Source organism: Pseudomonas saponiphila (genome assembly GCF_900105185.1).
In the GTDB taxonomy this organism is placed as follows: Bacteria; Pseudomonadota; Gammaproteobacteria; order Pseudomonadales; family Pseudomonadaceae; genus Aquipseudomonas; species Aquipseudomonas saponiphila.
Map to the genome: position 1 here is coordinate 525,117 of NZ_FNTJ01000002.1, position 22,645 is coordinate 547,761.

Here is a 22,645-nt window from a genome sequence, read left to right on the forward strand (position 1 = left end):
GGCTGAACGCCTGATTTCCCGTTGAACTTTCCTGCTGAAAAAATGGAGTTTTTATGAGCACAGTCAGTCCGCAAATCACCGATGCCGTCACCCAGACCAACGTCAAGGTGGTTGCCGAAGCACCGGCCATGGCCATGGGCACCGTCTACCAGTCCATGGGCCAGTCCGTGGCCATCCTGTTCCAGAACTCGGTGTCGGCGCAGCAACAGCAAAACACCCTGGCCCAGGCCGCGACCAACCAGGGCGTGATGCAGATCTACAGCGTCGACACCACCGCCGGTGCCTCGGCTACCGAGAAAGTCGCCCAGGGCGGTGTGGCCGACAACCTCACCAGCCTGCTGACGGTGCTCAAGTCGTTCAGCAGCTGATCCTTCTCCAGGCGTCACGCCAACGCCCCCGCGGTCTGCAGACCGCGGGGGCGTTGTCTTTTGCCCGGCGGCATGGGAGGTTGAAGCGGATTTTTTACCGCTAGGCGCCTTTACGTTCTTTTTTTCGAACAACCTATTGTCCTTTACCCCCGTTGACCCTAGGATTCGTTTGAGATTTCAAACGCTCTTGCCTGGGTGCCCAAGCGCACGTCTATCCTTGTGTGCGACATTTTCGTGCTTTTACCCAGTGAACGATTTTCCTGACGGCAGCTTTGTCCCGGCTTTCGGACGCGCCAGCGCGGTCCGTGCCTGACAGGGCGCCTTTTCAACAATCACAATTCGCCCCGCGTATGCGCGGTGCTGTTAAGGAAGCCGACATGCAGCTCAAAGACGCCCAGTTGTTCCGCCAGCAAGCCTTCATCGATGGAGCTTGGGTCGACGCGGACAACGGCCAGACGATCAAGGTCAACAACCCCGCTACCGGTGAAATCCTCGGTACCGTACCCAAGATGGGCGCCGCCGAAACCCGCCGCGCCATCGAAGCCGCCGACAAGGCCCTGCCGGCCTGGCGTGCGCTGACCGCCAAGGAGCGCGCCACCAAGCTGCGCCGCTGGTATGAATTGCTGATCGAAAACCAGGACGACCTGGGTCGCCTGATGACCCTGGAGCAGGGCAAGCCGCTGGCCGAAGCCAAGGGCGAAATCGCCTACGCCGCCTCCTTCATCGAATGGTTCGCCGAAGAAGCCAAGCGCATCTACGGTGACGTGATCCCCGGCCACCAGCCGGACAAGCGCCTGATCGTGATCAAGCAGCCGATCGGCGTCACCGCGGCCATCACTCCGTGGAACTTCCCGGCGGCGATGATCACCCGTAAAGCCGGCCCGGCCCTGGCCGCCGGTTGCACCATGGTCATCAAGCCAGCCTCGCAAACCCCGTTCTCGGCCCTGGCCCTGGTGGAACTGGCGCACCGCGCCGGGATCCCGAAAGGCGTGCTCAGTGTGGTCACCGGCAGCGCCGGCGACATCGGCGGCGAGCTGACCAGCAACCCGATCGTGCGCAAGCTGTCGTTCACCGGCTCCACCGAAATCGGTCGCCAGCTGATGGCCGAATGCGCCAAGGACATCAAGAAAGTCTCCCTGGAACTGGGCGGCAACGCGCCGTTCATCGTGTTCGATGACGCCGACCTGGATAAGGCCGTCGAAGGCGCGATCATCTCCAAGTACCGCAACAACGGTCAGACCTGCGTCTGCGCCAACCGCCTGTACATCCAGGATTCGATCTACGACGCCTTCGCCGAGAAGCTGAAAGCGGCCGTGGCCAAGCTGAAGATCGGCAACGGTCTGGAAGAAGGCACCACCACCGGCCCGCTGATCGACGAAAAAGCCGTGGCCAAGGTCCAGGAACACATCAGTGACGCCCTGAACAAAGGCGCGACCCTGCTGGCTGGCGGCAAGTCCATGGAAGGCAACTTCTTCGAGCCGACCATCCTGGTCAACGTGCCCAAAGACGCGGCCGTGGCCAAGGAAGAAACCTTCGGCCCGCTGGCGCCGCTGTTCCGCTTCAAGGACGAAGCCGAAGTCATCGCCATGTCCAACGACACCGAGTTCGGCCTGGCCTCGTACTTCTATGCCCGCGACCTGGGTCGCGTGTTCCGTGTGGCCGAGGCCCTGGAATACGGCATGGTCGGGGTCAACACCGGCCTGATCTCCAACGAAGTGGCGCCATTCGGCGGCATCAAGGCCTCGGGCCTGGGCCGCGAAGGTTCCAAGTACGGGATCGAGGATTACCTGGAAATCAAATACCTCTGCCTGGGTATCTGATCCGGTTTCAAGCGCCGGGGGCACGAGAGCGCTGCCCCCCGGCGCGGCTTTAAAAAACGTACTTTTCAAGGTGGCCCGGGAAGGTCCCGACAGTCGATCAACGCATGCTGTCGCAGCCTCTTCCCCGCCCCGCAACCCTTGAATCACACCGCTGTAGCCGCGGTGAACGAGGACACTATGAGCAAGACCAACGCATCTTTGATGAAACGCCGTGAAGCCGCTGTACCACGCGGTGTTGGCCAGATTCACCCGATCTTCGCCGACAGCGCGAAGAACGCCACCGTTACCGACGTTGAAGGCCGCGAGTTCATCGACTTCGCCGGCGGCATCGCGGTACTCAACACCGGTCACGTGCATCCGAAAATCATCGCGGCGGTGACCGAGCAACTGAACAAGCTGACCCACACCTGCTTCCAGGTCCTGGCCTACGAGCCCTATGTGGAGCTGTGCGAAAAGATCAACGCCAAGGTCCCGGGTGACTTCGCCAAGAAAACCCTGCTGGTGACCACCGGTTCCGAAGCCGTGGAAAACGCCGTGAAGATCGCCCGTGCCGCCACTGGCCGCGCTGGCGTGATCGCTTTCACCGGTGCCTACCACGGCCGCACCATGATGACCCTGGGCCTGACCGGCAAGGTCGTGCCTTACTCGGCCGGCATGGGCCTGATGCCTGGCGGCATCTTCCGCGCGCTGTACCCCAACGAACTGCATGGCGTGAGCATCGACGACTCCATCGCCAGTATCGAGCGCATCTTCAAGAACGACGCCGAGCCTCGTGATATCGCCGCGATCATCATCGAGCCGGTACAGGGCGAAGGCGGTTTCTACGTTGCCCCCAAAGAGTTCATGAAGCGCCTGCGCGCCCTGTGCGACCAGCACGGCATCCTGCTGATCGCTGACGAAGTGCAGACCGGCGCCGGCCGTACCGGCACCTTCTTCGCCATGGAACAGATGGGCGTGGCCGCCGACCTGACCACCTTTGCCAAGTCCATCGCTGGCGGCTTCCCGCTGGCCGGTGTCTGCGGCAAGGCCGAATACATGGACGCCATCGCTCCAGGCGGCCTGGGCGGCACCTACGCCGGTAGCCCGATCGCCTGTGCCGCCGCTCTGGCGGTGATGGAAGTGTTTGAGGAAGAGCACCTGCTGGATCGCAGCAAGGCAGTGGGCGAGCGCCTGGTGACCGGCCTCAAGGCCATCCAGGCCAAGTACCCGGTGATCGGCGAAGTGCGTGCCCTGGGCGCGATGATCGCGGTGGAACTGTTCGAAAACGGCGACAGCCACAAGCCGAACGCCGCGGCGGTGGCCCAGGTCGTGGCCAAGGCTCGGGACAAGGGGCTGATCCTGCTGTCCTGCGGCACCTACGGCAACGTCCTGCGGGTCCTGGTGCCGCTGACCTCGCCAGACGAGCAGTTGGACAAAGGCCTGGCCATCATCGAAGAGTGCTTCTCTGAGCTCTGAAATGGTTGCTGCTGTGACCTGATCGACAAAAAAACCCGCTTCGGCGGGTTTTTTTCATCCCCAGGCGGTCCATAGGGGATTTGCGCTGTATGGAAGCCCGCGCATTGACTAAGGTGCAAGGGATTGCCTAGGGAGCGTGCTGCATGACCGCTGTTGATCTACCCGCTGTACCTCGCGTGCTGATTGCCGAGGCTGACCCTTGGTCCCGCGATTTGCTCAAGCAAGTGCTGCTCAACGTGCGCTGTGACGCGCGCCTGGACCTGTGTGGCGATGGTCAGGAAGCCCTGGAGCTGTTGAGCGAAAAAACTTATGACCTGATCATTGCCGACTGGGAGCTGCCGGGCGTCGACGGCCTTTCAGTGTTGCGCGCAGTGCGTCAGCGCAAGCGTAACCCGCTGCAGCCGTTCATTCTGCTCAGCGCTCGCAACGACAGTGCCAGCGTGCGCGAAGCGTTGCCCCTGGCCCCCACTGCCTACCTGACCAAACCCTTGAACATGGAAGGCCTGACCCAGCGCCTGCAGGGCTTGCTGCTGGACGCTGGCCAGGAAGTCTCCTGCGAGGTGCCGGCTCTGGCCCCGGGCATGAGCCTGTGGACCTTTCTCGAGCGCCGGCGCGAAGTCGCCGATGGCGCGCCGTTGCTGACCGATGTGCAACAGGCGGTCAAGCGCAGCCTCAATCCCGACGGTCTGGACCTCAAGCAACTGGAGGAAGAGATCCGCACCGACCCCCAGGTCACCGCGGTGCTGATCGCGGCCGCCAACAGCGCTGCGCAGCACCACGGCGACGGCGTGCAGACCCTGTCCCAGGCCCTGCACCGGTTGGGTACCGGACAGAGCATGAACCTGATTCTCGGGCTGACCCTCAAGCGCAGCGCGCGCCTGAGCGATCCGGCCCTGGCTGACTACGCCGAGCGCTATTGGGAACTGTCGCTGCATACCGCGGAATATGGCCGCACCCTGGCGCGCCTGCTGGATCTGGACCAGGAGCGTTGCTACTGCGCCGGGCTGTTGCATCGCCTGGGTGATCTGGCGCTGCTGCGCTGCCTGCAGGAGTGGCAACAGGCTGGCGGCGAACTCGACGATCAGGAAGAGATCGGCGATGCCCTGGAGCGTTTTGGCGCGGCCTACGGTTCGGCGCTGCGCACCCGCTGGCGCATGCCCCTGGAACTGCGGGAGCTGATTGCCTCCAGCTACCAGTTGGGCGGTGGGGTGTACTCCCGCGAGGCGCTGGTGATGAACCTGGCGGCGCAGCTGGCGCGCTTGACCGAGCATGAGGGGATCGAAGAACTGGCCCGCAGCAAGACCGCCCGCCTGCTGAAAATCGGTCTGCCGGAGCTGACCCGCCTGCGCAAGGGCTGAGCCGCCGTAGGAGCCGGCTGGCCGGCGAAAGCGTCCCTCCTGACACACCGCAGCGCGCGGTTCGCTGGCAAGCCAGCTCCTACCAGAAGGTTCGCACCACACCCGTAGGAGCCGGCTTGCCGGCGAAGAGGCCCGCCAGCCATGTGCACGCCTTGAAGATGCCTTCGCTGGCAAGCCAGCTCCTACGAGTTCGGGCCGGGTGCTTATCCGCTGACGATGCGGTTCTTGCCCTGGCGCTTGGCGTGGTACATCGCCGCGTCGGCGCGGGCGAACAGGCTGTCGAGGCTTTCGTCATCGCGCCGCAGGTCGGTCAGGCCCTGGCTGACGGTGATAGTGAAGACCTGGCCCTGGTGGCTGAAGCTCTGGCGCTGGATTTCCCGTTGCAGACGTTCGGCCACCTGGTGCGCCCGGTCCGCGCTGCAGCCGGGAAACACCGCGGCAAATTCCTCGCCGCCAATACGCCCGAACAAGTCGCCACGGCGCAGTGCGGCGCGCCCGCTTTCGGCGATGCGCTGCAGGACGATGTCACCTTCGGGGTGGCCGTAGGTGTCGTTGATCACTTTGAAGTCATCGATATCCAGCAGCAGGAAGGCCAGGGGCGAGCCTTGCAGCCGCGCTTGCTCGAACTCGCGGTTGGCGCATTCGAAGAAGTGCCGGCGGTTGCTGCTCTGGGTCAGCACATCGGTGGTGGCCAGGCGTTGCAGTTCGGCTTCCAGCCGCTTCTTCTCGGTGATGTCTTCGGCGATGCCGACTACGATCAACCGTTGCCCGGGCTCGGCATTGCGGTTGATGAAGCATTTGTCGCTGAGCCAGCGCACCTGGCCCTGGGCATCGATGATGCGGTATTCGCGATCTTCCACCGCGCCCCTGTCCAGGACCTGGGCCAGGCTGCGTTCGGCGTATTCCAGGTCATCGGGGTAGATGCTGTCGCGCCACTGGTTGCAGTCCGCCAGTAGCAGGCCGGCGGGGCGACCGAAGATCCGTTCATAGGCCGGGCTGACGTACAGCACCTGGCGGTTCTCCCAATCGAAGGCCCAGAGCACGGCGTTGACGCTGACCAGCAGGGAGCTGAACAGCTGCTCGCGTTCGGTCAGGCGGGCTACTTCGCCCTGTGCATGCATCAGGGCCATCAGGGTTTGCGCGGCCTCGGGCCACTGGGGAAGCGAAGATGGAGTGTGTGGGTTCTTATTGACCATCGGCACAGATCTCAAAGGGCGTGCCGCGCGATGTTCGACAGCGGCTACAACCAAGCCCGCCTGGGTGGCGAAGTGTTCAGTGAGATAGGGGATCGGACGCTAAGTTCCCAGCCGTTGCGGCGATACCTGGCGCGCCCGCCGGACGGTCGCAGTCGCCCCTCGCCAGCTTGTGGCGAGGGGCTCTGGCTCAGGCTGCGGTGGGCCGCAGAGAGTAGGTTTTCAACTGATGGGCAAAGTCCCGCAGCGACTGGATGCCGCTGGCTTCGGCCTCGTGCACCCAGTCCTTGATCGCCGCCAGCATGTCGTGGCCGTTGGCGCTGGTCTTGACCCAGATCTGCTGCAGGGCCAGGCGTTTTTCGTAGATCACCTTCAAGGCCTGGCTGTGTTCCAGCATGTTCTGGATACGCAGGTGGTGGCGCTCTTCCAGCAGGCTGGTTTCCCGCGATAGCAGGCGCTTGGCGCGGTGGAACTGGTGGCGCACCGAGTGATCGACCTTGGCCAGTTCCTGTTTCACCAGCGGGCCGATCACCAGCTTGCGGTACTGGGCCATGATCTGGAACCGGTTGTTGAGGATGGCCATGGCGGTGTCCATGTCCAGGTGCCCCTTGCCTTCGACCCGATGGGCGATCGGCGCCACCCGCTGGACCTTGGCCAGCCGTAGCAGGCTGAACAGCTTGATCCAGGCCCAGCCCATGTCGAACTCCCATTTCTTCACCGAGAGCTTGGCCGAGTTGGGGTAGGTGTGATGGTTGTTATGCAGCTCTTCACCGCCAACGATGATGCCCCAGGGCACCAGGTTGGTGGCGGCGTCGCGGCATTCGAAGTTGCGGTAGCCCACCGCATGGCCCAGGCCGTTGATCACACCGGCGGCCCAGAACGGAATCCACATCATCTGGATGGCCCAGATGGTGATGCCGATGGTGCCGAACAGCAGCAGGTCGATGACCGCCATCAGCGCGATGCCACCCAGCTTGTAGCGGCTGTAGAGGTTGCGCTCGATCCAGTCTTCCGGGCAGTTCTTGCCATAGATGCGCAGGGTTTCCGGGTTCTTCGCCTCTTCGCGGTACAGCTCGGCGCCCTTGCGCAGCACGGTGGACAAGCCCTTGATCACCGGGCTGTGGGGGTCGTCGACGGTTTCGCATTTGGCGTGGTGCTTGCGGTGGATGGCGGTCCACTCACGGGTGTTCTGCGCCGTGGTCAGCCACAGCCAGAAGCGGAAGAAGTGTTTCAGGCCGGCGTTGAGTTCCAGGGAACGGTGCGCGGAGTAGCGATGCAGATAAATGGTGACCGCGACAATGGTCACGTGGGTCATCAAAAGAGTGACTGCCACCAGTTGCCAGGCGGACAAGCCAAGTAAACCTTCGTACCACATAGGCGATAAGGCCCTCGATAAAGAAAAAAACAGCTCAGGCATTATCACTATGCCCACTGAGAAAACCAGTCGCCCTTTCAGATAAGAGTGGCGGCATGTTTCTTCCTCTATAATCCCGAACTTTTCGTGTGGAAATAGACGGACTTATGTCGGTTTCTTATCGCAATGGCTTGCGTGCCGCGCTGCTTTACCTGCTGCTGTCGCTGATCTGGCTACAGTTCAGTGGTTATTTACTGAGCAGTTTCTTCGATGAATTCTCCGATCAGGCGCACTGGCACCAGATCAGTGGCTACGCCTGGGCACTGGTCAGCGCGGTGCTGATTTTCTTTGCCCGGGCTCGCCTGTTGCGGGTCATGGGGGCCGATCGCTGGTTGCGCCATCAACAGACCGATCGCGAGCGTCTGCGCCAGGCGGCGGCGGTGTTCGACTGCACCCGCGAAGGGGTGCTGGTCAGCGACACCCAGGGCCAGATCGTCCACGTCAATCGCGCCTTCATCGAAATCACCGGCTACCAGAGCGAAGAGGTGCTGGGGCGCCAGCCGAGCCTGTTCAAGTCCGGCCATCATTCGGCGGATTTCTACAAGGCGATGTTCGACTCGCTGCAGAAGACCGGAGAGTGGAGCGGCGAAATCTGGAACCGGCGCAAGAGCGGCGAGATCTACCCGCAGTGGCAGAGCATTCGCGCAATCCGCGATGAGCAGGGTGAGCTCACCCACTATGTCGCGGTGTTCTCCGACATCAGCGCAATCAAGGATTCCGAGCACGAACTGGCGCACCTGGCCCACCACGATCCGCTGACCGACCTGCCCAACCGCCTGCTGTTCACCGACCGCGCCGAACAGGCCCTGGCCTCGGCGCAGATCCACAAGCGCGGCTGCGCCATGCTGATGATCGACCTCGATCACTTCAAGATGATCAACGACAGCCTCGGTCACAACGTCGGCGACCAGTTGCTCAAGGCCGTGGGCGAGCGCCTGGGAGGCATGTTCGGTCCAGGCATGACCCTGGCGCGCCTGGGCGGCGACGAGTTCGCCGTGCTGGCCGAAAGCTGTCCGCAGCTGGTGCAGGCCGCGGCCCTGGCCCAACGCATCATCGACGGCCTCAGGGAACCCTTCCAGCTGGGCGAACAGCAGGTGGTGATCAACGCCAGCATCGGCATCAGCCTGTTTCCCAGCGATGCCCTGAGCGCCAGCCAGCTGCTGCGCAACGCCGACGCGGCGCTGTTCAAGGCCAAGAGCGCCGGACGCAACGGTTACGCGTTGTACACCGAAGAACTCACCGCCCATGCGCAGCAGCGAGTGGAAATTGCCTTCGAACTGCGCCGGGCCCTGGAGCAGCAGGAACTGCGGGTCTACTACCAGCCGGTACACGATCTCAAGAGCAGCCGCCTGATCGGCGTCGAGGCCCTGGTGCGCTGGGAGCATCCGCAGCGTGGCCTGGTATCCCCGGCGGAGTTCATCCCCATCGCCGAACGCACCGGGATGATTGCCGAGATCGACGCCTGGGTCATGCAGCAGGCCTGTCGGCAGATGTGCCAGTGGCAGGCCGACGGCGTGGTGCTGTCGTTTATCGCGGTGAACGTTTCGACCCGGCTGTTCGCCCGCAGCGAGCTGTACCAGCAGGTCGCCCAGGTGCTGCACGACACCGGCCTGGACCCGGCCTACCTGGAGCTGGAGGTCACCGAGAGCGCGGTGATGGATGACCCGGAAGTGGCCCTGGAACAGATGCACCGGCTGCGCGAGTTGGGCATTCGCCTGGCCATCGACGACTTCGGCACCGGCTATTCCTCGCTGTTGCGGCTCAAGCGCCTGCCGGTGCAGAAGCTCAAGATCGACCAGGGCTTTGTCGCCGGCCTGCCGCTCGATGAAGACGATGCGGCCATCTCTCGGGTGATCATCGCCCTGGCCCAGAGCATGGGCATGCAGGTGCACGCCGAAGGCATCGAACAGGTGGAGCAGGCGCGCTTCCTGCTCGAACACGGTTGCGACCTGGGGCAGGGCTACTGGTTCGGTCGGCCGATGCCGGCGCAGGAGTTGAACTGGAGCAACGCACCGCCGATTCACTGACGGCCATACCTCAGGCTGTTATCCGCTTGCAGCTTGCAGCTTGCAGCTTGCAGCTGCAGGCCGCGATCCACCTGCAAATCGCTCCTGGTTATATAAAAATTCTTAAATAGTATTTTTAAGAATATCCGTGCCTATCTACTATTGCTCCCACGCCGCAAGCAGTGCCGCCACTGCCAGGCACATCTCACTCAGGAGCAGCACCATGAGCGCATCTCTACGTAGCGTTGACGGCCAGGACGAAGCAACCATCTTGCGTGAAATTCAAAGCGCTCTGCGCGACCTGCGTTTTGGCGCGGTGGAAATCACCGTGCACAACGCCCAGGTCGTGCAGATCGAACGCAAGGAAAAATTCCGTCTGCAGCAGCCCGGCCACAAGCCCGGCTAATGCCGCCCCGCGCAATACCGCATCACCCTCTCGCCATCGAGAGGCCCGACTGGACAACCGGAGGGCGTCATCCATGACCCCCAGTCTGATTCCCAGCGTTCACCCACGAATGCGGGCCTGATTCGCCATAAGAAAAATGCCAGCACTTTAAAAAAATTCGGGAGCTCCATCATGTCGTCGATTCGCCGTTATGCCCTGGCCGCCCTCGCCAGCGCCATTTTTGCCGGTTCCGCCGTTGCCAAGGATTACGAGCTGCTCAACGTGTCCTACGACCCGACCCGCGAGCTGTATCAGGACTACAACGCCGAGTTCACAAGCTTCTGGAAGCAGTCGCATCCCGGCGACAACGTGAAGATCCAGCAATCCCACGGTGGTTCCGGCAAACAGGGGCGGGCGGTGATCGACGGCCTGCGTGCCGACGTGGTGACCCTGGCCCTGGCCGGTGACATCGACGAAATCGCCAAGCTCGGCAAGAGCCTGCCGGTGGACTGGCAGAAGCGCCTGCCCGATGCCAGCACTCCCTACACCTCGACCATCGTGTTCCTGGTGCGCAAGGGCAATCCCAAAGGCATCAAGGACTGGGGCGACCTGATCAAGAAAGACGTCTCGGTGATCACCCCGAACCCGAAAACCTCCGGCGGCGCCCGCTGGAACTTCCTCGCCGCCTGGGCCTATGGTCTGAAGGCCGGTGGCAGTGAAGCCCGTGCCCAGGAGTACGTGAAGGAGCTGTACAAGCACGTACCGGTACTGGACACCGGTGCTCGCGGCTCGACCATCACCTTCGTCAACAACGGCCAGGGCGACGTGCTGCTGGCCTGGGAAAACGAAGCCTTCCTGGCCCTCAAGGAAGACGGCGGCGCCGACAAGTTCGACATCGTCGTGCCTTCGCTGTCGATCCTCGCCGAGCCACCGGTGGCGGTGGTGGACAAGAACGCCGAGAAGAAAGGCAACAGCGAAATCGCCGAGGCCTACCTCAAGCACCTGTACAGCCCGGCCGGCCAGGAAATCGCCGCGAAGAACTTCTACCGTCCGCGGGACAAGAACGTCGCCGCCAAATACGCCCAGCAGTTCCCCAAACTGGAGCTGGTGACTATCGACAAGGACTTCGGCGGCTGGAAAACTGCCCAACCGAAATTCTTCAATGACGGTGGCGTGTTCGACCAGATCTACACGGCCCAATAAACCCGACCCTCCGTAGGAGCTGGCTTGCCAGCGAAGGCGCCCCGAAGGGCAACGCACGACTTGCAGGCCTTTCGCCGCAAGCCGGCTCCTGCGAGGCAGAGCCCGCATTCAGTTGCGGGCTTTGCGTATCCGTTCCGTTAACCAAGGACTTTTATGTCGCGTCGTATCTCCCCCGTCATACCCGGCTTCGGGCTGACGCTGGGCTACACCTTGGTGTACCTCAGTCTGATTGTGCTCATTCCCCTGGCGGCGATGTTCGTGCATGCCGCACAACTCACCTGGGAACAGTTCTGGGCAATCATTTCGGCGCCACGGGTGCTCGCCGCACTCCAGCTGAGTTTCGGTACCGCGTTGTACGCGGCCATCATCAACGGCGTCATCGGTACTCTGCTGGCCTGGGTCCTGGTGCGCTACAGCTTCCCCGGGCGCAAGATCATCGATGCCATGATCGACCTGCCCTTTGCCCTGCCCACCGCCGTGGCGGGCATTGCCCTGACCGCGCTCTACGCACCCACCGGCCTGGTGGGGCAGTTCGCCACCGACCTGGGCTTCAAGATCGCCTATACGCCCCTGGGCATCACCCTGGCGCTGACCTTCGTCACCCTGCCGTTCGTGGTACGTACGGTGCAGCCGGTGCTGGCGGACATTCCCCGTGAAGTGGAAGAGGCCGCCGCCTGCCTCGGCGCCAAGCCCTGGCAGGTGTTCCGCCATATCCTGGTGCCGGCCTTGCTGCCGGCCTGGCTCACCGGTTTTGCCCTGGCCTTCGCCCGGGGCGTAGGCGAGTACGGTTCGGTGATCTTCATCGCTGGCAACATGCCGATGAAGACCGAGATCCTGCCGCTGCTGATCATGGTCAAGCTCGACCAGTACGATTACACCGGCGCCACTTCCATCGGCGTGCTGATGCTGGTGGTTTCCTTTGTCCTGTTGCTGCTGATCAACCTGCTGCAGCGGCGCATCGAACGTCCATAAGGAGGCGCGAACATGTCCCAATCGTCTATTTCCGTCGCCGCCTCCGCCAACGCCGCCCGCCGTGGCAGTGCCACCTCGCGGCGGCTGCTGATCGGCCTGGGCTGGCTGATCTTCGCCCTGTTCCTGCTGCTGCCGCTGTTCATCGTGGTGTCCCAGGGCCTGAAGCTGGGCATCGGCGCCTTCTTCGAGGCGATCTTCGAGCCCGACGCCCTGTCGGCGCTGAAGCTCACGGTGATTGCCGTGCTGGTTTCGGTGCCCCTGAACCTGGTGTTCGGGGTCAGCGCCGCCTGGTGCGTGAGCAAGTACTCGTTCCGCGGCAAGAGCATCCTGGTAACCCTGATCGACCTGCCGTTCTCGGTGTCGCCGGTGATCGCCGGCCTGGTCTACGTGCTGATGTTCGGCGCCCAGGGCCTGTTCGGCCCGTGGCTTTCGGATCACGACATCCAGATTGTCTTCGCCTTGCCGGGCATCGTCCTGGCCACCATCTTCGTCACCGTGCCCTTCGTCGCCCGGGAGCTGATCCCGCTGATGCAGGAGCAGGGCACCCAGGAAGAGGAGGCCGCCAGGTTGCTGGGGGCCAACGGCTGGCAGATGTTCTGGCACGTCACGGTGCCCAACATCAAATGGGGCCTGATCTACGGCGTGGTGCTGTGTACCGCCCGGGCCATGGGCGAATTCGGCGCGGTGTCGGTGGTCTCCGGGCATATTCGCGGGGTCACCAACACCCTGCCGCTGCACGTGGAAATCCTCTACAACGAGTACAACCACGTGGCCGCGTTTGCCGTCGCCAGCCTGTTGCTGATCCTTGCGCTGTTCATCCTGCTGCTCAAGCAGTGGAGCGAATCCCGAATCAACCGCCTGCGCGCCAGCGCCGCGGAGGAATAACTCATGTCGATCGAAGTCCGTAACGTCAGCAAGAACTTCAACGCCTTCAAGGCCCTGAACAGCATCAACCTGGATATCCACAGCGGCGAGCTGGTGGCGCTGCTGGGGCCGTCCGGCTGCGGCAAGACCACCCTGCTGCGGATCATCGCCGGCCTGGAAACCCCGGACGACGGCAGCATCGTGTTCCACGGCGAGGACGTGTCTGGCCACGACGTGCGTGATCGCAACGTCGGTTTCGTGTTCCAGCACTACGCGCTGTTTCGCCACATGAGCGTGTTCGACAACGTCGCCTTCGGCCTGCGCATGAAGCCCAAGCACCAGCGCCCCAGCGAGAGCAAGATCGCCGAGAAGGTCCACGAGCTGTTGAACATGGTGCAGCTGGACTGGCTCTCCGACCGCTACCCGGAGCAACTTTCCGGTGGCCAGCGCCAGCGCATCGCCCTGGCCCGCGCCCTGGCGGTGGAGCCCAAGGTACTGCTGCTGGACGAACCTTTCGGCGCTCTCGACGCCAAGGTGCGCAAGGAGCTACGGCGCTGGCTGGCGCGGCTGCACGAAGACATCAACCTGACGTCGGTGTTCGTCACCCACGACCAGGAAGAAGCCATGGAAGTGGCCGATCGCATCGTGGTGATGAACAAGGGCGTGATCGAGCAGATCGGCTCCCCAGGCGATGTCTACGAGAACCCGGCCAGCGACTTCGTCTACCACTTCCTCGGTGACTCCAACCGCTTGCACCTGGGGGAGGACCACCACGTGCTGTTCCGTCCTCACGAAGTGTCGCTATCGCGTTCGGAACTCGAAGACCACCACGCCGCCGAAGTGCGCGACATCCGTCCGCTGGGCGCTACCACCCGGGTCACCCTCAAGGTGGAAGGGCAGAGCGAGCTGATCGAAGCCGAAGTGGTGAAGGACCACGACAGCCTGATCGGCCTGGCCCGTGGCGAGACGCTGTTCTTCAAGCCCAAGGTCTGGCAGAAGCACACCAGCCTCTGACCCCGCCGACATCACGCCCGCTGTAGGAGCTGGCTTGCCAGCGAAAGGGTCCTTCAGGCTTGCACCTGGCTCGAAGGCTCCTTCGCCGGCAAGCCGGCTCCTACAGCGGTCCGGCTCAATCCTCCCGAAGCGTGCCAGGGCTTCAGATCATGGCTTTCTTGTGGCGCAGGGCCACCGGGCCCGAGCGCTGCTCGATGGCCTGTTTCAAGTCATGGCGCAGCCCCAGCAGGAACGCCAGCTCGGCCACCACGAACAGCGGGCCGACGATCAGGCCCGACAGATCATCGACAAAGGCCGGCTTGCGGCCTTCGTAGTAATGGCCGATGAACTGGATCACCCAGCCGACCACGAACAGCCCCAGGCCGCAGCTCAACCACAGCCCGGTGCTCTGCGCTGCCAGCGCCTGCCCGGCCCAGACCGACAGCCCCATCAGCACACTCATCAACACGCCCAGGCGCAACTCCAGGCGCAGGTAGAACACGCACGAGGCCAGGGCCAGCAGCACGGCCGGCGACACCAGGATCCCCGCCAGTGGCCAGGCGGGACGGGACAAGAGCACGGCCACCGCCACCACAATCAGCGGAATGCCGATAAAGTGGCTGGCGATATTGCGCGGGTCGCGGTGGTAGGCGGCGTATTGACTGAGATGATCAACGAGGCTTTTCATTGTTGTTCCTCCGTTAGGGTGGCCCGATCATGCCCGGCGCTGGTTTGCGGTTCTGTCAGCTAGGCGACAATCATTGCGATGCCCTGAGGGAAAGACCTGTTCATGGACCTGCACCCGTGGCGTGAATGCCTGATGAACGGCCAGTGGTTCAGCCACTTGCCGGTTTCCTTACAGAATAGTTTGCTCGACAACGCCCGCCTGCGCCGGCTGGCGGCGGGGCAGTGCCTGTTCCTGCGCGGCGATCCGCCCTGCGGGTTGTACGCGGTAGTCGAGGGCACGGTACGGGTGGGCGCGGTCAGCGAACAGGGCAAGGAGGCGTTGCTCAGCTTGATGCAGGCGCCTCACTGGTTCGGCGAGATCAGCCTGTTCGATGGCCAGCCACGCACCCACGATGCCTACGCCGAGGGCGCCTGTACCTTGCTCCAGGTGCCGCAGGCGAACCTGCTGCAACTGCTGGAGCAACAGCCGCAGTACTGGCGCCAGTTCGCCCTGCTGATGAGCCACAAACTGCGCCTGGCCTTTATCAATCTGGAGCAGTTGAGCCTGATGCCGGCCCCGGCGCGGGTGGCCAGCCGCCTGCTGGCGATGGCCACCGGCTACGGCGAAGTCAGCCAGTGCCGCAGCCTGCTGCAATTGCCCCAGGAGCAGTTGGCGCTGATGCTTTCGCTGTCGCGCCAGACCACCAACCAGATCCTCAAGGACCTGCAGCACCAGGGCATCCTGCGCCTGAGCTACGGCGAGATCGAAATCCTCGACACCGAGCGCTTGCGCGCCCTGGCCGGCCTGTAGGAGCTGGCTTGCCAGCGAAGAGGCCCTCAAGACCGCCTTCGCCAGCAGTCCGCTCCTACGAACCGCGATAGGTCGAGAAGCCATAAGGGCTGAGCAACAACGGAATGTGGTAGTGCTGCTCGGTCTGCTTGACCTCGAAGATCACCGGAATCTCCGGGAAGAAGGTGTCGCGCTTGGCCTGCTTGAAATATTCGCCGGTCTTGAATACCACTCGATATTCGCCGGCGGTCAGCGCCTGGCCCGTGGGAAACAGTTCGCTGATCCGCCCTTGCTCGTTGGTCACGCCTTCGGACAAGGCTTTCCAGTCCTGGCCCACATGCTGCTCCAGGGTCACCTTGACCCCCGGCGAGGGCAGGCCGTTCTCCAGGTTCAGCACATGCACGCTCAACGGATTGCCCGCCGCCAGGGCCAGGCTCGACAGGCCGCAGAGGCCGACAGCGGCCAGGCTATTACGCAAAAAGTTCATGCAAGACTCCTCATTACACTGATCAAACAACACACACGCCGGCCGCGTTACAACACGGCCCGCAAACCGATGTTCTGCGCTGCTTTGAGCGCACATTCTTCGTCCTGCGCGGCGCCACCGGCACCGGCAATGCCCATGGCGCCCACCAGCTCGCTTCCGGCGAACAGCGGAATCCCGCCCCCCAGCAGCAACAGCTCGGGCAAGGTATTGAGATTGGCCGCCTCGGGGTTGTTGCGCGCCCGTTCGGCGAACAGCCGGCTCGGGGTCTTGCTGGACAGCGCGGTATACGCCTTGCGCTGGCTGGCGACGGTGTTGTGCGGGCCGACGCCATCGGCGCGCAGGGTCACCAAGAGGTTGCCGCCACGGTCCAGCACCGACACCACGGCCGTGCACTGGGCCAGGCTGGCGTCCGCCAGCTGACGGGCGGTGGCCAGGTCTAGCTCGGCGTGGCGAGGCAGTTCCGGGGCCGCCAGGGCGCTGCCGGCAAGGCCCAGACCAATGCTTAGAACCAGGGGTTTGAAGATCATGGGAAGGCTCCTGAAAGACAGGTCGCCACCTTAGCCAGCGGTCCTCGTCAGAACCTCGTCAGTTGGATTACAAGTTTGTAATGGGCAAGCGCGCGCCGGGCGCCTAGCCTGTGCCGATCATTTCCGAGGTGCGCCATGCGTTTGCTGGTAGTTGAAGACGAAGCCAAGACCGCGAATTTCCTTGCCAAGGGCCTGGGAGAGTCCGGATTCGCCGTGGACGTGGCCCTGAACGGCCTGGACGGGCGCTATTTCATCGAGCAGCAGGCATACGACCTGATCATCCTCGACGTGATGCTCCCCGGCCTCAACGGCTGGCAGTTGCTGCAACTGATCCGCCAGCGCGGCGCCACCCCGGTGCTGTTCCTCACCGCCAAGGACGCCATCGAAGACCGGGTTCGCGGCCTGGAGCTGGGCGCCGACGACTACCTGCTCAAGCCCTTCGCCTTCGCCGAACTGCTGGCCCGGGTGCGTACCCTGTTGCGTCGTGGGCCGCTGCGCGAGGCCGAGTCCTTCAGCATCGCTGACCTGGAGATCGACGTGCTGCGCCGCCGCGTCAGCCGCGGCGGCCAGCGCATCGCCCTGACCAACAAGGAATTCGCCCTGCTGCACCTGTTGGCCAGCCGCCAGGGCGAAGTGCTGTCGCGGACCCTGATCGCTTCCCAGGTGTGGAACCTGAATTTCGACAGCGACACCAACATGGTGGAAGTGGCGGTGCGCCGGCTGCGGGCCAAGGTCGACGATCCCTACATGCCCAAGCTGATCCACACCGTGCGTGGCGTCGGCTACCAGCTGGAAGCCCCGGATGCAGCGCTCTAGTTCCATTGCCTGGCGGCTGGCCCTGGCCTTTGCCGCGGTCTGCGCCCTGGTGCTCAGCATGATCGGGGTGTTTCTCTACCGCTCCCTGGCCGGGGAGATCGCCTACCGCGACGACCTTGCCCTGATGGGCCGACTGGAACAGGTGCGGGCCCTGCTGCAGGACAGCGACAGCCTGGACGCTCTGCAAGCCCGGCCACGGCTGTACCAGAACATGCTGGGCAACCAGGAAAGCCTGCTGCTGGTGCGGCGGGCCGATGGCTCGACGGTGATCGGCATCAACCCCCGGCAGCAGCGCTTGCCCGAGTTGCAGCCGATCGCCCAGGAACTGCGTCCACAACGCCGGGACATTCTCCTCTGGCCGGGCAGCGACCAGGTCCCGGTGGCGTTGCTGGCGGGGCAGGCCAGCGGCCCAGAGGGCGAGGTCCTGACGGTGATCGCCGGGAAGATCCTCAGCGAGCGCGAGCAGATGCTCGCCAGCTACCGCCTGCGCCTGTACCTGGCGGTAGGCCTGGGGGCCTTGCTGGCCTTTGCCTTGGGCCTGCTGCTGTTGCGCCGGGGCCTGCAGCCGCTGCGCCAGCTCAGCGAGGCGGTGCGCGAGATCGATTTGCGCAGCCTGGACCGACGCCTGCACAGCACCGGCATCCCGGCCGAATTCCACGAGCCGGTGCAAGCCCTGAACGCCATGCTGGCGCGCCTGGAGGAGAGCTTCCAGCGCCTGTCGCAGTTTTCCGCCGACCTGGCCCATGAAATACGCACGCCGTTGCACAACCTGTTGGGCAGCAACGGCCTGGCCCTGAACCAGCCCCGCAGCGCCGCGGAGTACCAGGAAGTGCTGGCCTCCAACATGGAGGAATTCGAGCGCCTGGGACGCATGGCCGAGAACCTGCTGTTCCTGGCTCGGGCCGAGCAGGCCGATGCGGTCCTGGACCGCCAGCTGCTGTCACTCTCGGCTGTCGGCGCGCAATTGTGCGACTACTTCGAAGCCCTGGCCGATGACCGGCAGATTCGCCTGGAGAACGGTTTTTACGGTGAGCTGTGGGCCGACCAGCAACTGCTGCAACGGGCCCTGGGCAACCTCTTGGCCAACGCCGTGCGCCACGCCGACCCGGGTTCGCCGATCAGCCTGCGGCGCCGCGACGAAGCGGGCTGGTGCTGGCTGCAGGTGCACAACCAGGGCCCGGCGATTGCCCCCGAACACCTGCCGCGGTTGTTCGATCGCTTCTACCGGGTCGACCCCTCCCGTGCCGAACCGGGAGATTCCGGCGGCCTGGGGCTGGCCATCGTGCGCTCGATCATGCTGCTGCATGGCGGTCAGGTGCGGGTAGCTAGCGAGGGACAGGCCACGGTGTTCGAGTTGGGTTTTGCCGTGCTTTGACGGTCACTGGATCAGCTCGTCAGGCTGCGCGCCACACCGGTTTTCCAGGCTTCGCTCATGGCTTCGGCCATGCCCTTGAAGGCGGGATGGGCAGCGGTATAAATCCGCATTTCGCTCATCGCCTGTGCCATGCCGTGCTCGACCTGTTGCAACAGTTCATGGCTGCGACCTTCGCTGAGGTTGCAGGCCGTGCGGGCGAAGCGCAGCAGCGCCTTGCGTTTGGGCCAGGCCTTGGAGCCTCCCAGCAATAGCGCCAGGCTGTCTGCCTTGATGTAGACCGAGGTGGTGACCAGATCAAAGGCCGGGGCCAGGCTGACGGGGGCATCCACATCCGTGTCGGGGTACAGCACGCCGAAGTTCTTCAGATGAGCATCGCCGTTTCTCAGCCCGGCCGATAACGCCACGATCTTGAAGAACGACTCCAGGGCCTGGTTCAGCAGAGGGGGTGAGACAAAGGCCTTGATCTGTTTCGCCGCGCCTTCGTAGGAGCCGTCGTACTTGGCTTTTGCCGGCCAGGCGTTGAGCACGCAGAAATCCTCGAAACCCAGGTAGCCCTGGGCGCTCAGGTCGAAACGTTTGACCACCAGGAACTGGCCATTCTGGCTGAGCTCGATCTCCGGTACTTGCAGGCCGGCATGCAGCGCCGCACGCATGCAGAAGAATTCGTTGGTGGCCAGGTGCGGGTATTGATCGGCGCGGAAAGCCTTTACCAAATGCGTGGCGCCGCGATGGGTCAGGCGTTCGACGCTGCTGGCGCTGTCGCGGATCAGGACTTTGGGCTGCACCCCGGAAACGCCTGAATACCGGCCATAGGTCGCCAATAGATCCTCGAACAGGCCCTCGGCTCCGTCATGCACCAACAGGTCCTCCAGGCTGGTTTCCGGCAGGGGTGCCTGGAGGGCTTGTGCTGTGCTGATGGCCACCCGGCCCAGTTGGTGCGGCCCCACGATCGAGAGCAGGGCGAAGTCGTCGAAACCCCGCACCGCCTTGCTGAAACGGCGCAGCAGTTCATCACGCAGCGAACCTTCCGGCAGGTGCATATCGAACACCGGTGGAAGGCCCTGGTCCCAGTCATAGCTCGCCAGGCGTGGCGGCATGGTCAGGGAGATCGCGTCGCGGGGCGAGGTGCTTTCGCTGTAGGTGAACACCGAATCCGTCCGTGTCTGACCACGGCCGAGGGTGCCCACCGCCGTGTTGGCCACGCGGATGTGCAGCCGCTGTTCTTCAGTCATGGAAATGCGCCTGCTTCAGGCTCTCCAGGGTCGGACGTTGCCGAGGCCGGGGCACGGCGCTGAGCTCGTAGCCAAAACCATTGAGAATGGCTTCGACCTTGCGCAGGCCTATTTCCGTAATGGTGTTGTTCTCAATCCCCGAGATGGTGGCGCGGCTCATGCCGTATTGCTCCGCCAATGCTTGCTGCGAGAGTTTTCGCTCTTTGCGCAAGGTTCGGATCAGTTGTCCAAGGCTTTCCATTAGCTTCATTCCGCATCATATGCGATGCATTTTTATCGAAAATTATTTAATGCATCGTATTTGATGCATTTTCAGTGTAGGCCAGGTGGATGTCTCGCGGCGATTTTCATGGGGGACGTTTTCATCGGCCGCTTCGCCTGCGGGCGCCGGCAAGCCGGCGCAGGGGGCTCAGCGCAAACCGTCGCGAAACTGCCCCGGGGTCATCCCGGTCCAGCGCTTGAAGGCCCGGCTGAAGCTGCTGGCGTCGGCGAAACCCAGGAGGTAGCTGATCTCGCTCAGGGAACATTCCAGGTCCCGCAGGTGCAGCAGGGCGAGGTTTTCCCGGCATTCGTTGAGCAGGGTGTCGAAGCGCGTGCCTTCATCCGCCAGGTGCCGTTGCAGGCTGCGCAGGCTCAGGTGCAGGGCCTCGGCCACCCGTTCGGCGGAGGGTTCGCCTTCGGGCAATTGGGCTTCGATCACCCCGCGCACCTTGCGCTCCCAGGTCAGGGGCCGCAGCTGCAACAGGGTGCGCTTGAGCACCGCTTCGTTGTGCTCGGCCAGTTCCGGGTTGGCGTCGTCCAAGTGGCTGTCGAAATCGTGCAGGCCGAATTCCAGGCAATCATCGCTAGCGGCAAAGTGCACCGGACAGCGGAACACCTTGTGCCACTGGCTCGGGTCCGCCGGTGCCGGGCGCCGCAAATGCACGGCCAGCGGCGCGTAGTCGCGGCCCAGGCGATTGCGGCAGGTGCGCACGTAGATCGCGGCAAACGCGTCGATGGCTTCAAAGGCCGGCTGCGGCGCGCCTTCGGGCACCTTGAGGAAGAACCGGTAGCGGTCCGGCTCCCGGGTCAGGGCCAGCTCCAGGGCGTCGCTGACCACCTGGTGATAACGCACGATGCGCTCGAACACTTCCCGCAGGCTGCCGCTGGCCACCAGGGCGTAGCCCAGGGCATGAAAGGTGGTGGGGCTGACAAAGCGCGAGACGCGCAGGCCAATCGCCGGGTCGCCGCTGGCCTGCACGGCCAGATGCCACAGGCGGGTGGTGGCCGACAACGGGTAGCGGGCGTTGGGGTCGTCCATCAATTGCGGGTCGAGCCCGGCCTCGCGGCACAGCGCGCCGCTATCGAGGTCGAGGGCGTCCAGTTGCTTGCGCAAGGCGCGGGTCCAGCTGGCAAGGGAAGTGGCTTCGGTCATGCGATTGGCGCGTCCGGTCAACAGGTTGGCGTTTACGGCTAGCGCCCGGAGCCGGGGCTCGGGGCAGGATGCACACATCACTGACCAGAGGATGGAATCATGCAGGGTACTTCTGCAAGCCCCGAACGGATGAACGCACAGCAGCGGGCGGCACATATTCGCCAGGTGGTCCTGGCCCGGGGCGATGAGCTGCGCCGGCGTTTCCCCGTGCTGCGACATCAGGACGCCCTGGGCGCTGGGATCCTGTTCGTGGCCTTGTCCGGGATGCTGGGGTCAGCGGCGCTCTATATCGGCGGCTACCTGGCCTGGTGGGCGTGCCTGCTGCTCAACGCGTTCTTCGCTTCCCTGACCCACGAGCTGGAACACGACCTGATCCACAGCATGTATTTTCGCAAGCAGCGCTTGCCCCACAACCTGATGCTGGCGCTGGTCTGGCTGGCGCGGCCGAGCACCATCAACCCCTGGGTGCGGCGTCATCTGCACCTGAATCACCACAAGGTTTCCGGCAGCGAAAGCGATATCGAGGAGCGCGCCATCACCAATGGCGAACCCTGGGGCATCGCCCGCCTGCTGATGGTGGGGGACAACATGATGGCGGCCTTCATCCGCCTACTGCGGGCGCCGGGGGCCAAGCGCAAGCTGGGCATTCTCATCCGCACCCTGGCGGTGTACGCGCCGCTGGCGCTGCTGCACTGGGGCGCCTGGTACCTGTTCCTCGGTTTTCATGGAGCCAACGCCGTCGCTGCCTTGCTCGGCAGCCCGATCCAGTGGTCACAAGACACCCTGGCGCTGATGCACGGCATCGATATCGCCGTGGTGGTGCTCATCGGCCCCAACGTGCTGCGCACCTTCTGCCTGCATTTCGTCAGCTCCAACATGCATTACTACGGTGACATCGAGCCGGGTAACGTGATCCAGCAGACCCAGGTGCTCAACCCCTGGTGGATGTGGCCGCTGCAGGCCTTCTGCTGCAACTTCGGCAGCACCCACGGCATCCATCATTTCGTGGTCAAGGAGCCGTTCTACATCCGCCAGATGACGGCGCCGGTGGCGCATAAAGTGATGGCCGAGATGGGCGTGCGCTTCAATGATTTCGGCACCTTTGCCCGGGCCAACCGCTTTCATCCCCGGGAGCAGGTGCAGGAGGATGCGACGCGTGAGGTGCGGGCGTAGGGCCTGTCGTCAACCAAACGCACTCCGTAGGAGCCGGCTTGCCGGCGAAAGGGCCCTGGAGACTGGTGTTGCTCTGGAGGACGCTTTCGCTGGCAAGCCAGCTCCTACACAAGCAGGCTCCTCCAGGGGCCGGT

The 22,645-nt window shown here is 63.7% G+C and carries 22 protein-coding genes; 14 read left to right on the forward strand and 8 right to left on the reverse strand.

Annotated elements, in window-relative coordinates; all coding sequences use genetic code 11:
* Positions 1-53 precede the first annotated feature (53 nt).
* The 4 genes from BLV47_RS24310 (at position 54) to BLV47_RS24325 (ending at position 5,001) form a co-directional block, all read left to right on the forward strand.
* Positions 54-368 (forward strand): RebB family R body protein, encoded by a 315-nt coding sequence (locus BLV47_RS24310; RefSeq protein ID WP_092318458.1) that lies wholly within the window; start codon positions 54-56, stop codon positions 366-368.
* A 377-nt stretch (positions 369-745) separates the two neighbouring features.
* Positions 746-2,188 carry an NADP-dependent succinate-semialdehyde dehydrogenase gene (gene gabD / locus BLV47_RS24315; protein ID WP_092318460.1) on the forward strand — a complete coding sequence of 481 codons (1,443 nt, stop codon included), beginning with the start codon at positions 746-748 and terminating at the stop codon, positions 2,186-2,188.
* Positions 2,189-2,365: 177 nt separating this feature from the next.
* Positions 2,366-3,643, forward strand: coding sequence for a 4-aminobutyrate--2-oxoglutarate transaminase (gene gabT, locus BLV47_RS24320; protein WP_092318462.1), 1,278 nt, complete (start codon positions 2,366-2,368; stop codon positions 3,641-3,643).
* Positions 3,644-3,786: 143 nt separating this feature from the next.
* Positions 3,787-5,001 (forward strand): response regulator, encoded by a 1,215-nt coding sequence (locus tag BLV47_RS24325; protein WP_092318464.1) that lies wholly within the window; start codon positions 3,787-3,789, stop codon positions 4,999-5,001.
* A gap of 203 nt (positions 5,002-5,204) precedes the next feature.
* On the opposite strand, the gene BLV47_RS24330 is transcribed toward BLV47_RS24325, so the two are convergent.
* Both BLV47_RS24330 and desA read right to left on the reverse strand, forming a co-directional pair.
* Entirely contained in the window at positions 5,205-6,197 is a 993-nt protein-coding gene (locus tag BLV47_RS24330) for a GGDEF domain-containing protein (RefSeq protein WP_092318466.1), read from the reverse strand.
* 187 nt (positions 6,198-6,384) lie between these two features.
* Positions 6,385-7,569, reverse strand: a complete 1,185-nt coding sequence (desA, locus tag BLV47_RS24335; protein WP_092318468.1) for a delta-9 fatty acid desaturase DesA — start codon at positions 7,567-7,569, stop codon at positions 6,385-6,387.
* A 146-nt stretch (positions 7,570-7,715) separates the two neighbouring features.
* On the opposite strand from desA, the gene dibA reads away from it, so the two are divergent.
* From dibA to BLV47_RS24365, 6 genes are all read left to right on the forward strand, one after another.
* Positions 7,716-9,635, forward strand: coding sequence for a phosphodiesterase DibA (gene dibA, locus BLV47_RS24340; protein ID WP_092318471.1), 1,920 nt, complete (start codon positions 7,716-7,718; stop codon positions 9,633-9,635).
* Between the two features lie 202 nt (positions 9,636-9,837).
* The gene (gene oscA / locus BLV47_RS24345; protein WP_016965985.1) at positions 9,838-10,020 is read left to right on the forward strand and encodes a sulfur starvation response protein OscA; all 183 of its coding nucleotides are present in this window, start codon (positions 9,838-9,840) and stop codon (positions 10,018-10,020) included.
* 171 nt (positions 10,021-10,191) lie between these two features.
* A complete protein-coding gene (locus BLV47_RS24350) occupies positions 10,192-11,202 on the forward strand; it encodes a sulfate ABC transporter substrate-binding protein (protein ID WP_092318473.1) in 1,011 nt (336 codons plus the stop codon).
* A gap of 153 nt (positions 11,203-11,355) precedes the next feature.
* The gene (gene cysT, locus BLV47_RS24355) at positions 11,356-12,174 is read left to right on the forward strand and encodes a sulfate ABC transporter permease subunit CysT (RefSeq protein ID WP_016968483.1); all 819 of its coding nucleotides are present in this window, start codon (positions 11,356-11,358) and stop codon (positions 12,172-12,174) included.
* A 12-nt stretch (positions 12,175-12,186) separates the two neighbouring features.
* A complete protein-coding gene (gene cysW, locus BLV47_RS24360) occupies positions 12,187-13,059 on the forward strand; it encodes a sulfate ABC transporter permease subunit CysW (protein ID WP_092318475.1) in 873 nt (290 codons plus the stop codon).
* Between the two features lie 3 nt (positions 13,060-13,062).
* On the forward strand, positions 13,063-14,052 hold the full coding sequence (locus BLV47_RS24365) for a sulfate/molybdate ABC transporter ATP-binding protein (protein ID WP_092318477.1): 990 nt from the start codon (positions 13,063-13,065) through the stop codon (positions 14,050-14,052).
* Between the two features lie 142 nt (positions 14,053-14,194).
* On the opposite strand, the gene BLV47_RS24370 is transcribed toward BLV47_RS24365, so the two are convergent.
* Positions 14,195-14,719: an Mpo1 family 2-hydroxy fatty acid dioxygenase gene (locus tag BLV47_RS24370; RefSeq protein ID WP_092318479.1), complete on the reverse strand. Its 525-nt coding sequence runs from the start codon at positions 14,717-14,719 to the stop codon at positions 14,195-14,197.
* 102 nt (positions 14,720-14,821) lie between these two features.
* On the opposite strand from BLV47_RS24370, the gene BLV47_RS24375 reads away from it, so the two are divergent.
* Positions 14,822-15,508 (forward strand): Crp/Fnr family transcriptional regulator, encoded by a 687-nt coding sequence (locus tag BLV47_RS24375; protein ID WP_092318481.1) that lies wholly within the window; start codon positions 14,822-14,824, stop codon positions 15,506-15,508.
* 55 nt (positions 15,509-15,563) lie between these two features.
* Here the strand turns inward: BLV47_RS24375 and uraH are convergent, their stop codons facing one another.
* Both uraH and BLV47_RS24385 read right to left on the reverse strand, forming a co-directional pair.
* Positions 15,564-15,974 carry a hydroxyisourate hydrolase gene (gene uraH, locus BLV47_RS24380; RefSeq protein ID WP_092318483.1) on the reverse strand — a complete coding sequence of 137 codons (411 nt, stop codon included), beginning with the start codon at positions 15,972-15,974 and terminating at the stop codon, positions 15,564-15,566.
* A gap of 47 nt (positions 15,975-16,021) precedes the next feature.
* Complete coding sequence (locus BLV47_RS24385; RefSeq protein WP_092318485.1) at positions 16,022-16,501, reverse strand: GlcG/HbpS family heme-binding protein; 480 nt, start codon at positions 16,499-16,501, stop codon at positions 16,022-16,024.
* A gap of 135 nt (positions 16,502-16,636) precedes the next feature.
* Between BLV47_RS24385 and BLV47_RS24390 the strand changes: the two genes are divergently transcribed.
* Both BLV47_RS24390 and BLV47_RS24395 read left to right on the forward strand, forming a co-directional pair.
* Positions 16,637-17,317 carry a heavy metal response regulator transcription factor gene (locus tag BLV47_RS24390; protein ID WP_092318487.1) on the forward strand — a complete coding sequence of 227 codons (681 nt, stop codon included), beginning with the start codon at positions 16,637-16,639 and terminating at the stop codon, positions 17,315-17,317.
* Entirely contained in the window at positions 17,304-18,692 is a 1,389-nt protein-coding gene (locus BLV47_RS24395) for a heavy metal sensor histidine kinase (RefSeq protein WP_092318489.1), read from the forward strand. The genes BLV47_RS24390 and BLV47_RS24395 overlap by 14 nt, the downstream gene beginning before the upstream one ends.
* A gap of 11 nt (positions 18,693-18,703) precedes the next feature.
* On the opposite strand, the gene BLV47_RS24400 is transcribed toward BLV47_RS24395, so the two are convergent.
* The 3 genes from BLV47_RS24400 to BLV47_RS24410 form a co-directional block, all read right to left on the reverse strand.
* Entirely contained in the window at positions 18,704-19,924 is a 1,221-nt protein-coding gene (locus BLV47_RS24400) for a type II toxin-antitoxin system HipA family toxin (protein WP_092318491.1), read from the reverse strand.
* Complete coding sequence (locus BLV47_RS24405) at positions 19,917-20,165, reverse strand: helix-turn-helix domain-containing protein (RefSeq protein ID WP_092318493.1); 249 nt, start codon at positions 20,163-20,165, stop codon at positions 19,917-19,919. The genes BLV47_RS24400 and BLV47_RS24405 overlap by 8 nt, the downstream gene beginning before the upstream one ends.
* A 168-nt stretch (positions 20,166-20,333) precedes the next feature.
* Positions 20,334-21,338, reverse strand: a complete 1,005-nt coding sequence (locus BLV47_RS24410; protein ID WP_092318497.1) for an AraC family transcriptional regulator — start codon at positions 21,336-21,338, stop codon at positions 20,334-20,336.
* A 99-nt stretch (positions 21,339-21,437) separates the two neighbouring features.
* Between BLV47_RS24410 and BLV47_RS24415 the strand changes: the two genes are divergently transcribed.
* The gene (locus tag BLV47_RS24415; protein WP_092318499.1) at positions 21,438-22,511 is read left to right on the forward strand and encodes a fatty acid desaturase; all 1,074 of its coding nucleotides are present in this window, start codon (positions 21,438-21,440) and stop codon (positions 22,509-22,511) included.
* The last annotated feature ends 134 nt before the right edge of the window (positions 22,512-22,645 follow it).

Excerpts from the sequence above, each read along its gene's own strand:
- BLV47_RS24310 (WP_092318458.1), top strand. The coding sequence starts at position 54 with ATGAGCACAGTCAGTCCGCAAATCACCGATGCCGTCACCCAGACCAAC.
- gabD (WP_092318460.1), top strand. The coding sequence starts at position 746 with ATGCAGCTCAAAGACGCCCAGTTGTTCCGCCAGCAAGCCTTCATCGAT.
- gabT (WP_092318462.1), top strand. The coding sequence starts at position 2,366 with ATGAGCAAGACCAACGCATCTTTGATGAAACGCCGTGAAGCCGCTGTA.
- BLV47_RS24325 (WP_092318464.1), top strand. The coding sequence starts at position 3,787 with ATGACCGCTGTTGATCTACCCGCTGTACCTCGCGTGCTGATTGCCGAG.
- BLV47_RS24330 (WP_092318466.1), bottom strand. The coding sequence starts at position 6,197 with ATGGTCAATAAGAACCCACACACTCCATCTTCGCTTCCCCAGTGGCCC.
- desA (WP_092318468.1), bottom strand. The coding sequence starts at position 7,569 with ATGTGGTACGAAGGTTTACTTGGCTTGTCCGCCTGGCAACTGGTGGCA.
- dibA (WP_092318471.1), top strand. The coding sequence starts at position 7,716 with ATGTCGGTTTCTTATCGCAATGGCTTGCGTGCCGCGCTGCTTTACCTG.
- oscA (WP_016965985.1), top strand. The coding sequence starts at position 9,838 with ATGAGCGCATCTCTACGTAGCGTTGACGGCCAGGACGAAGCAACCATC.
- BLV47_RS24350 (WP_092318473.1), top strand. The coding sequence starts at position 10,192 with ATGTCGTCGATTCGCCGTTATGCCCTGGCCGCCCTCGCCAGCGCCATT.
- cysT (WP_016968483.1), top strand. The coding sequence starts at position 11,356 with ATGTCGCGTCGTATCTCCCCCGTCATACCCGGCTTCGGGCTGACGCTG.
- cysW (WP_092318475.1), top strand. The coding sequence starts at position 12,187 with ATGTCCCAATCGTCTATTTCCGTCGCCGCCTCCGCCAACGCCGCCCGC.
- BLV47_RS24365 (WP_092318477.1), top strand. The coding sequence starts at position 13,063 with ATGTCGATCGAAGTCCGTAACGTCAGCAAGAACTTCAACGCCTTCAAG.
- BLV47_RS24370 (WP_092318479.1), bottom strand. The coding sequence starts at position 14,719 with ATGAAAAGCCTCGTTGATCATCTCAGTCAATACGCCGCCTACCACCGC.
- BLV47_RS24375 (WP_092318481.1), top strand. The coding sequence starts at position 14,822 with ATGGACCTGCACCCGTGGCGTGAATGCCTGATGAACGGCCAGTGGTTC.
- uraH (WP_092318483.1), bottom strand. The coding sequence starts at position 15,974 with ATGAACTTTTTGCGTAATAGCCTGGCCGCTGTCGGCCTCTGCGGCCTG.
- BLV47_RS24385 (WP_092318485.1), bottom strand. The coding sequence starts at position 16,501 with ATGATCTTCAAACCCCTGGTTCTAAGCATTGGTCTGGGCCTTGCCGGC.
- BLV47_RS24390 (WP_092318487.1), top strand. The coding sequence starts at position 16,637 with ATGCGTTTGCTGGTAGTTGAAGACGAAGCCAAGACCGCGAATTTCCTT.
- BLV47_RS24395 (WP_092318489.1), top strand. The coding sequence starts at position 17,304 with ATGCAGCGCTCTAGTTCCATTGCCTGGCGGCTGGCCCTGGCCTTTGCC.
- BLV47_RS24400 (WP_092318491.1), bottom strand. The coding sequence starts at position 19,924 with ATGACTGAAGAACAGCGGCTGCACATCCGCGTGGCCAACACGGCGGTG.
- BLV47_RS24405 (WP_092318493.1), bottom strand. The coding sequence starts at position 20,165 with ATGGAAAGCCTTGGACAACTGATCCGAACCTTGCGCAAAGAGCGAAAA.
- BLV47_RS24410 (WP_092318497.1), bottom strand. The coding sequence starts at position 21,338 with ATGACCGAAGCCACTTCCCTTGCCAGCTGGACCCGCGCCTTGCGCAAG.
- BLV47_RS24415 (WP_092318499.1), top strand. The coding sequence starts at position 21,438 with ATGCAGGGTACTTCTGCAAGCCCCGAACGGATGAACGCACAGCAGCGG.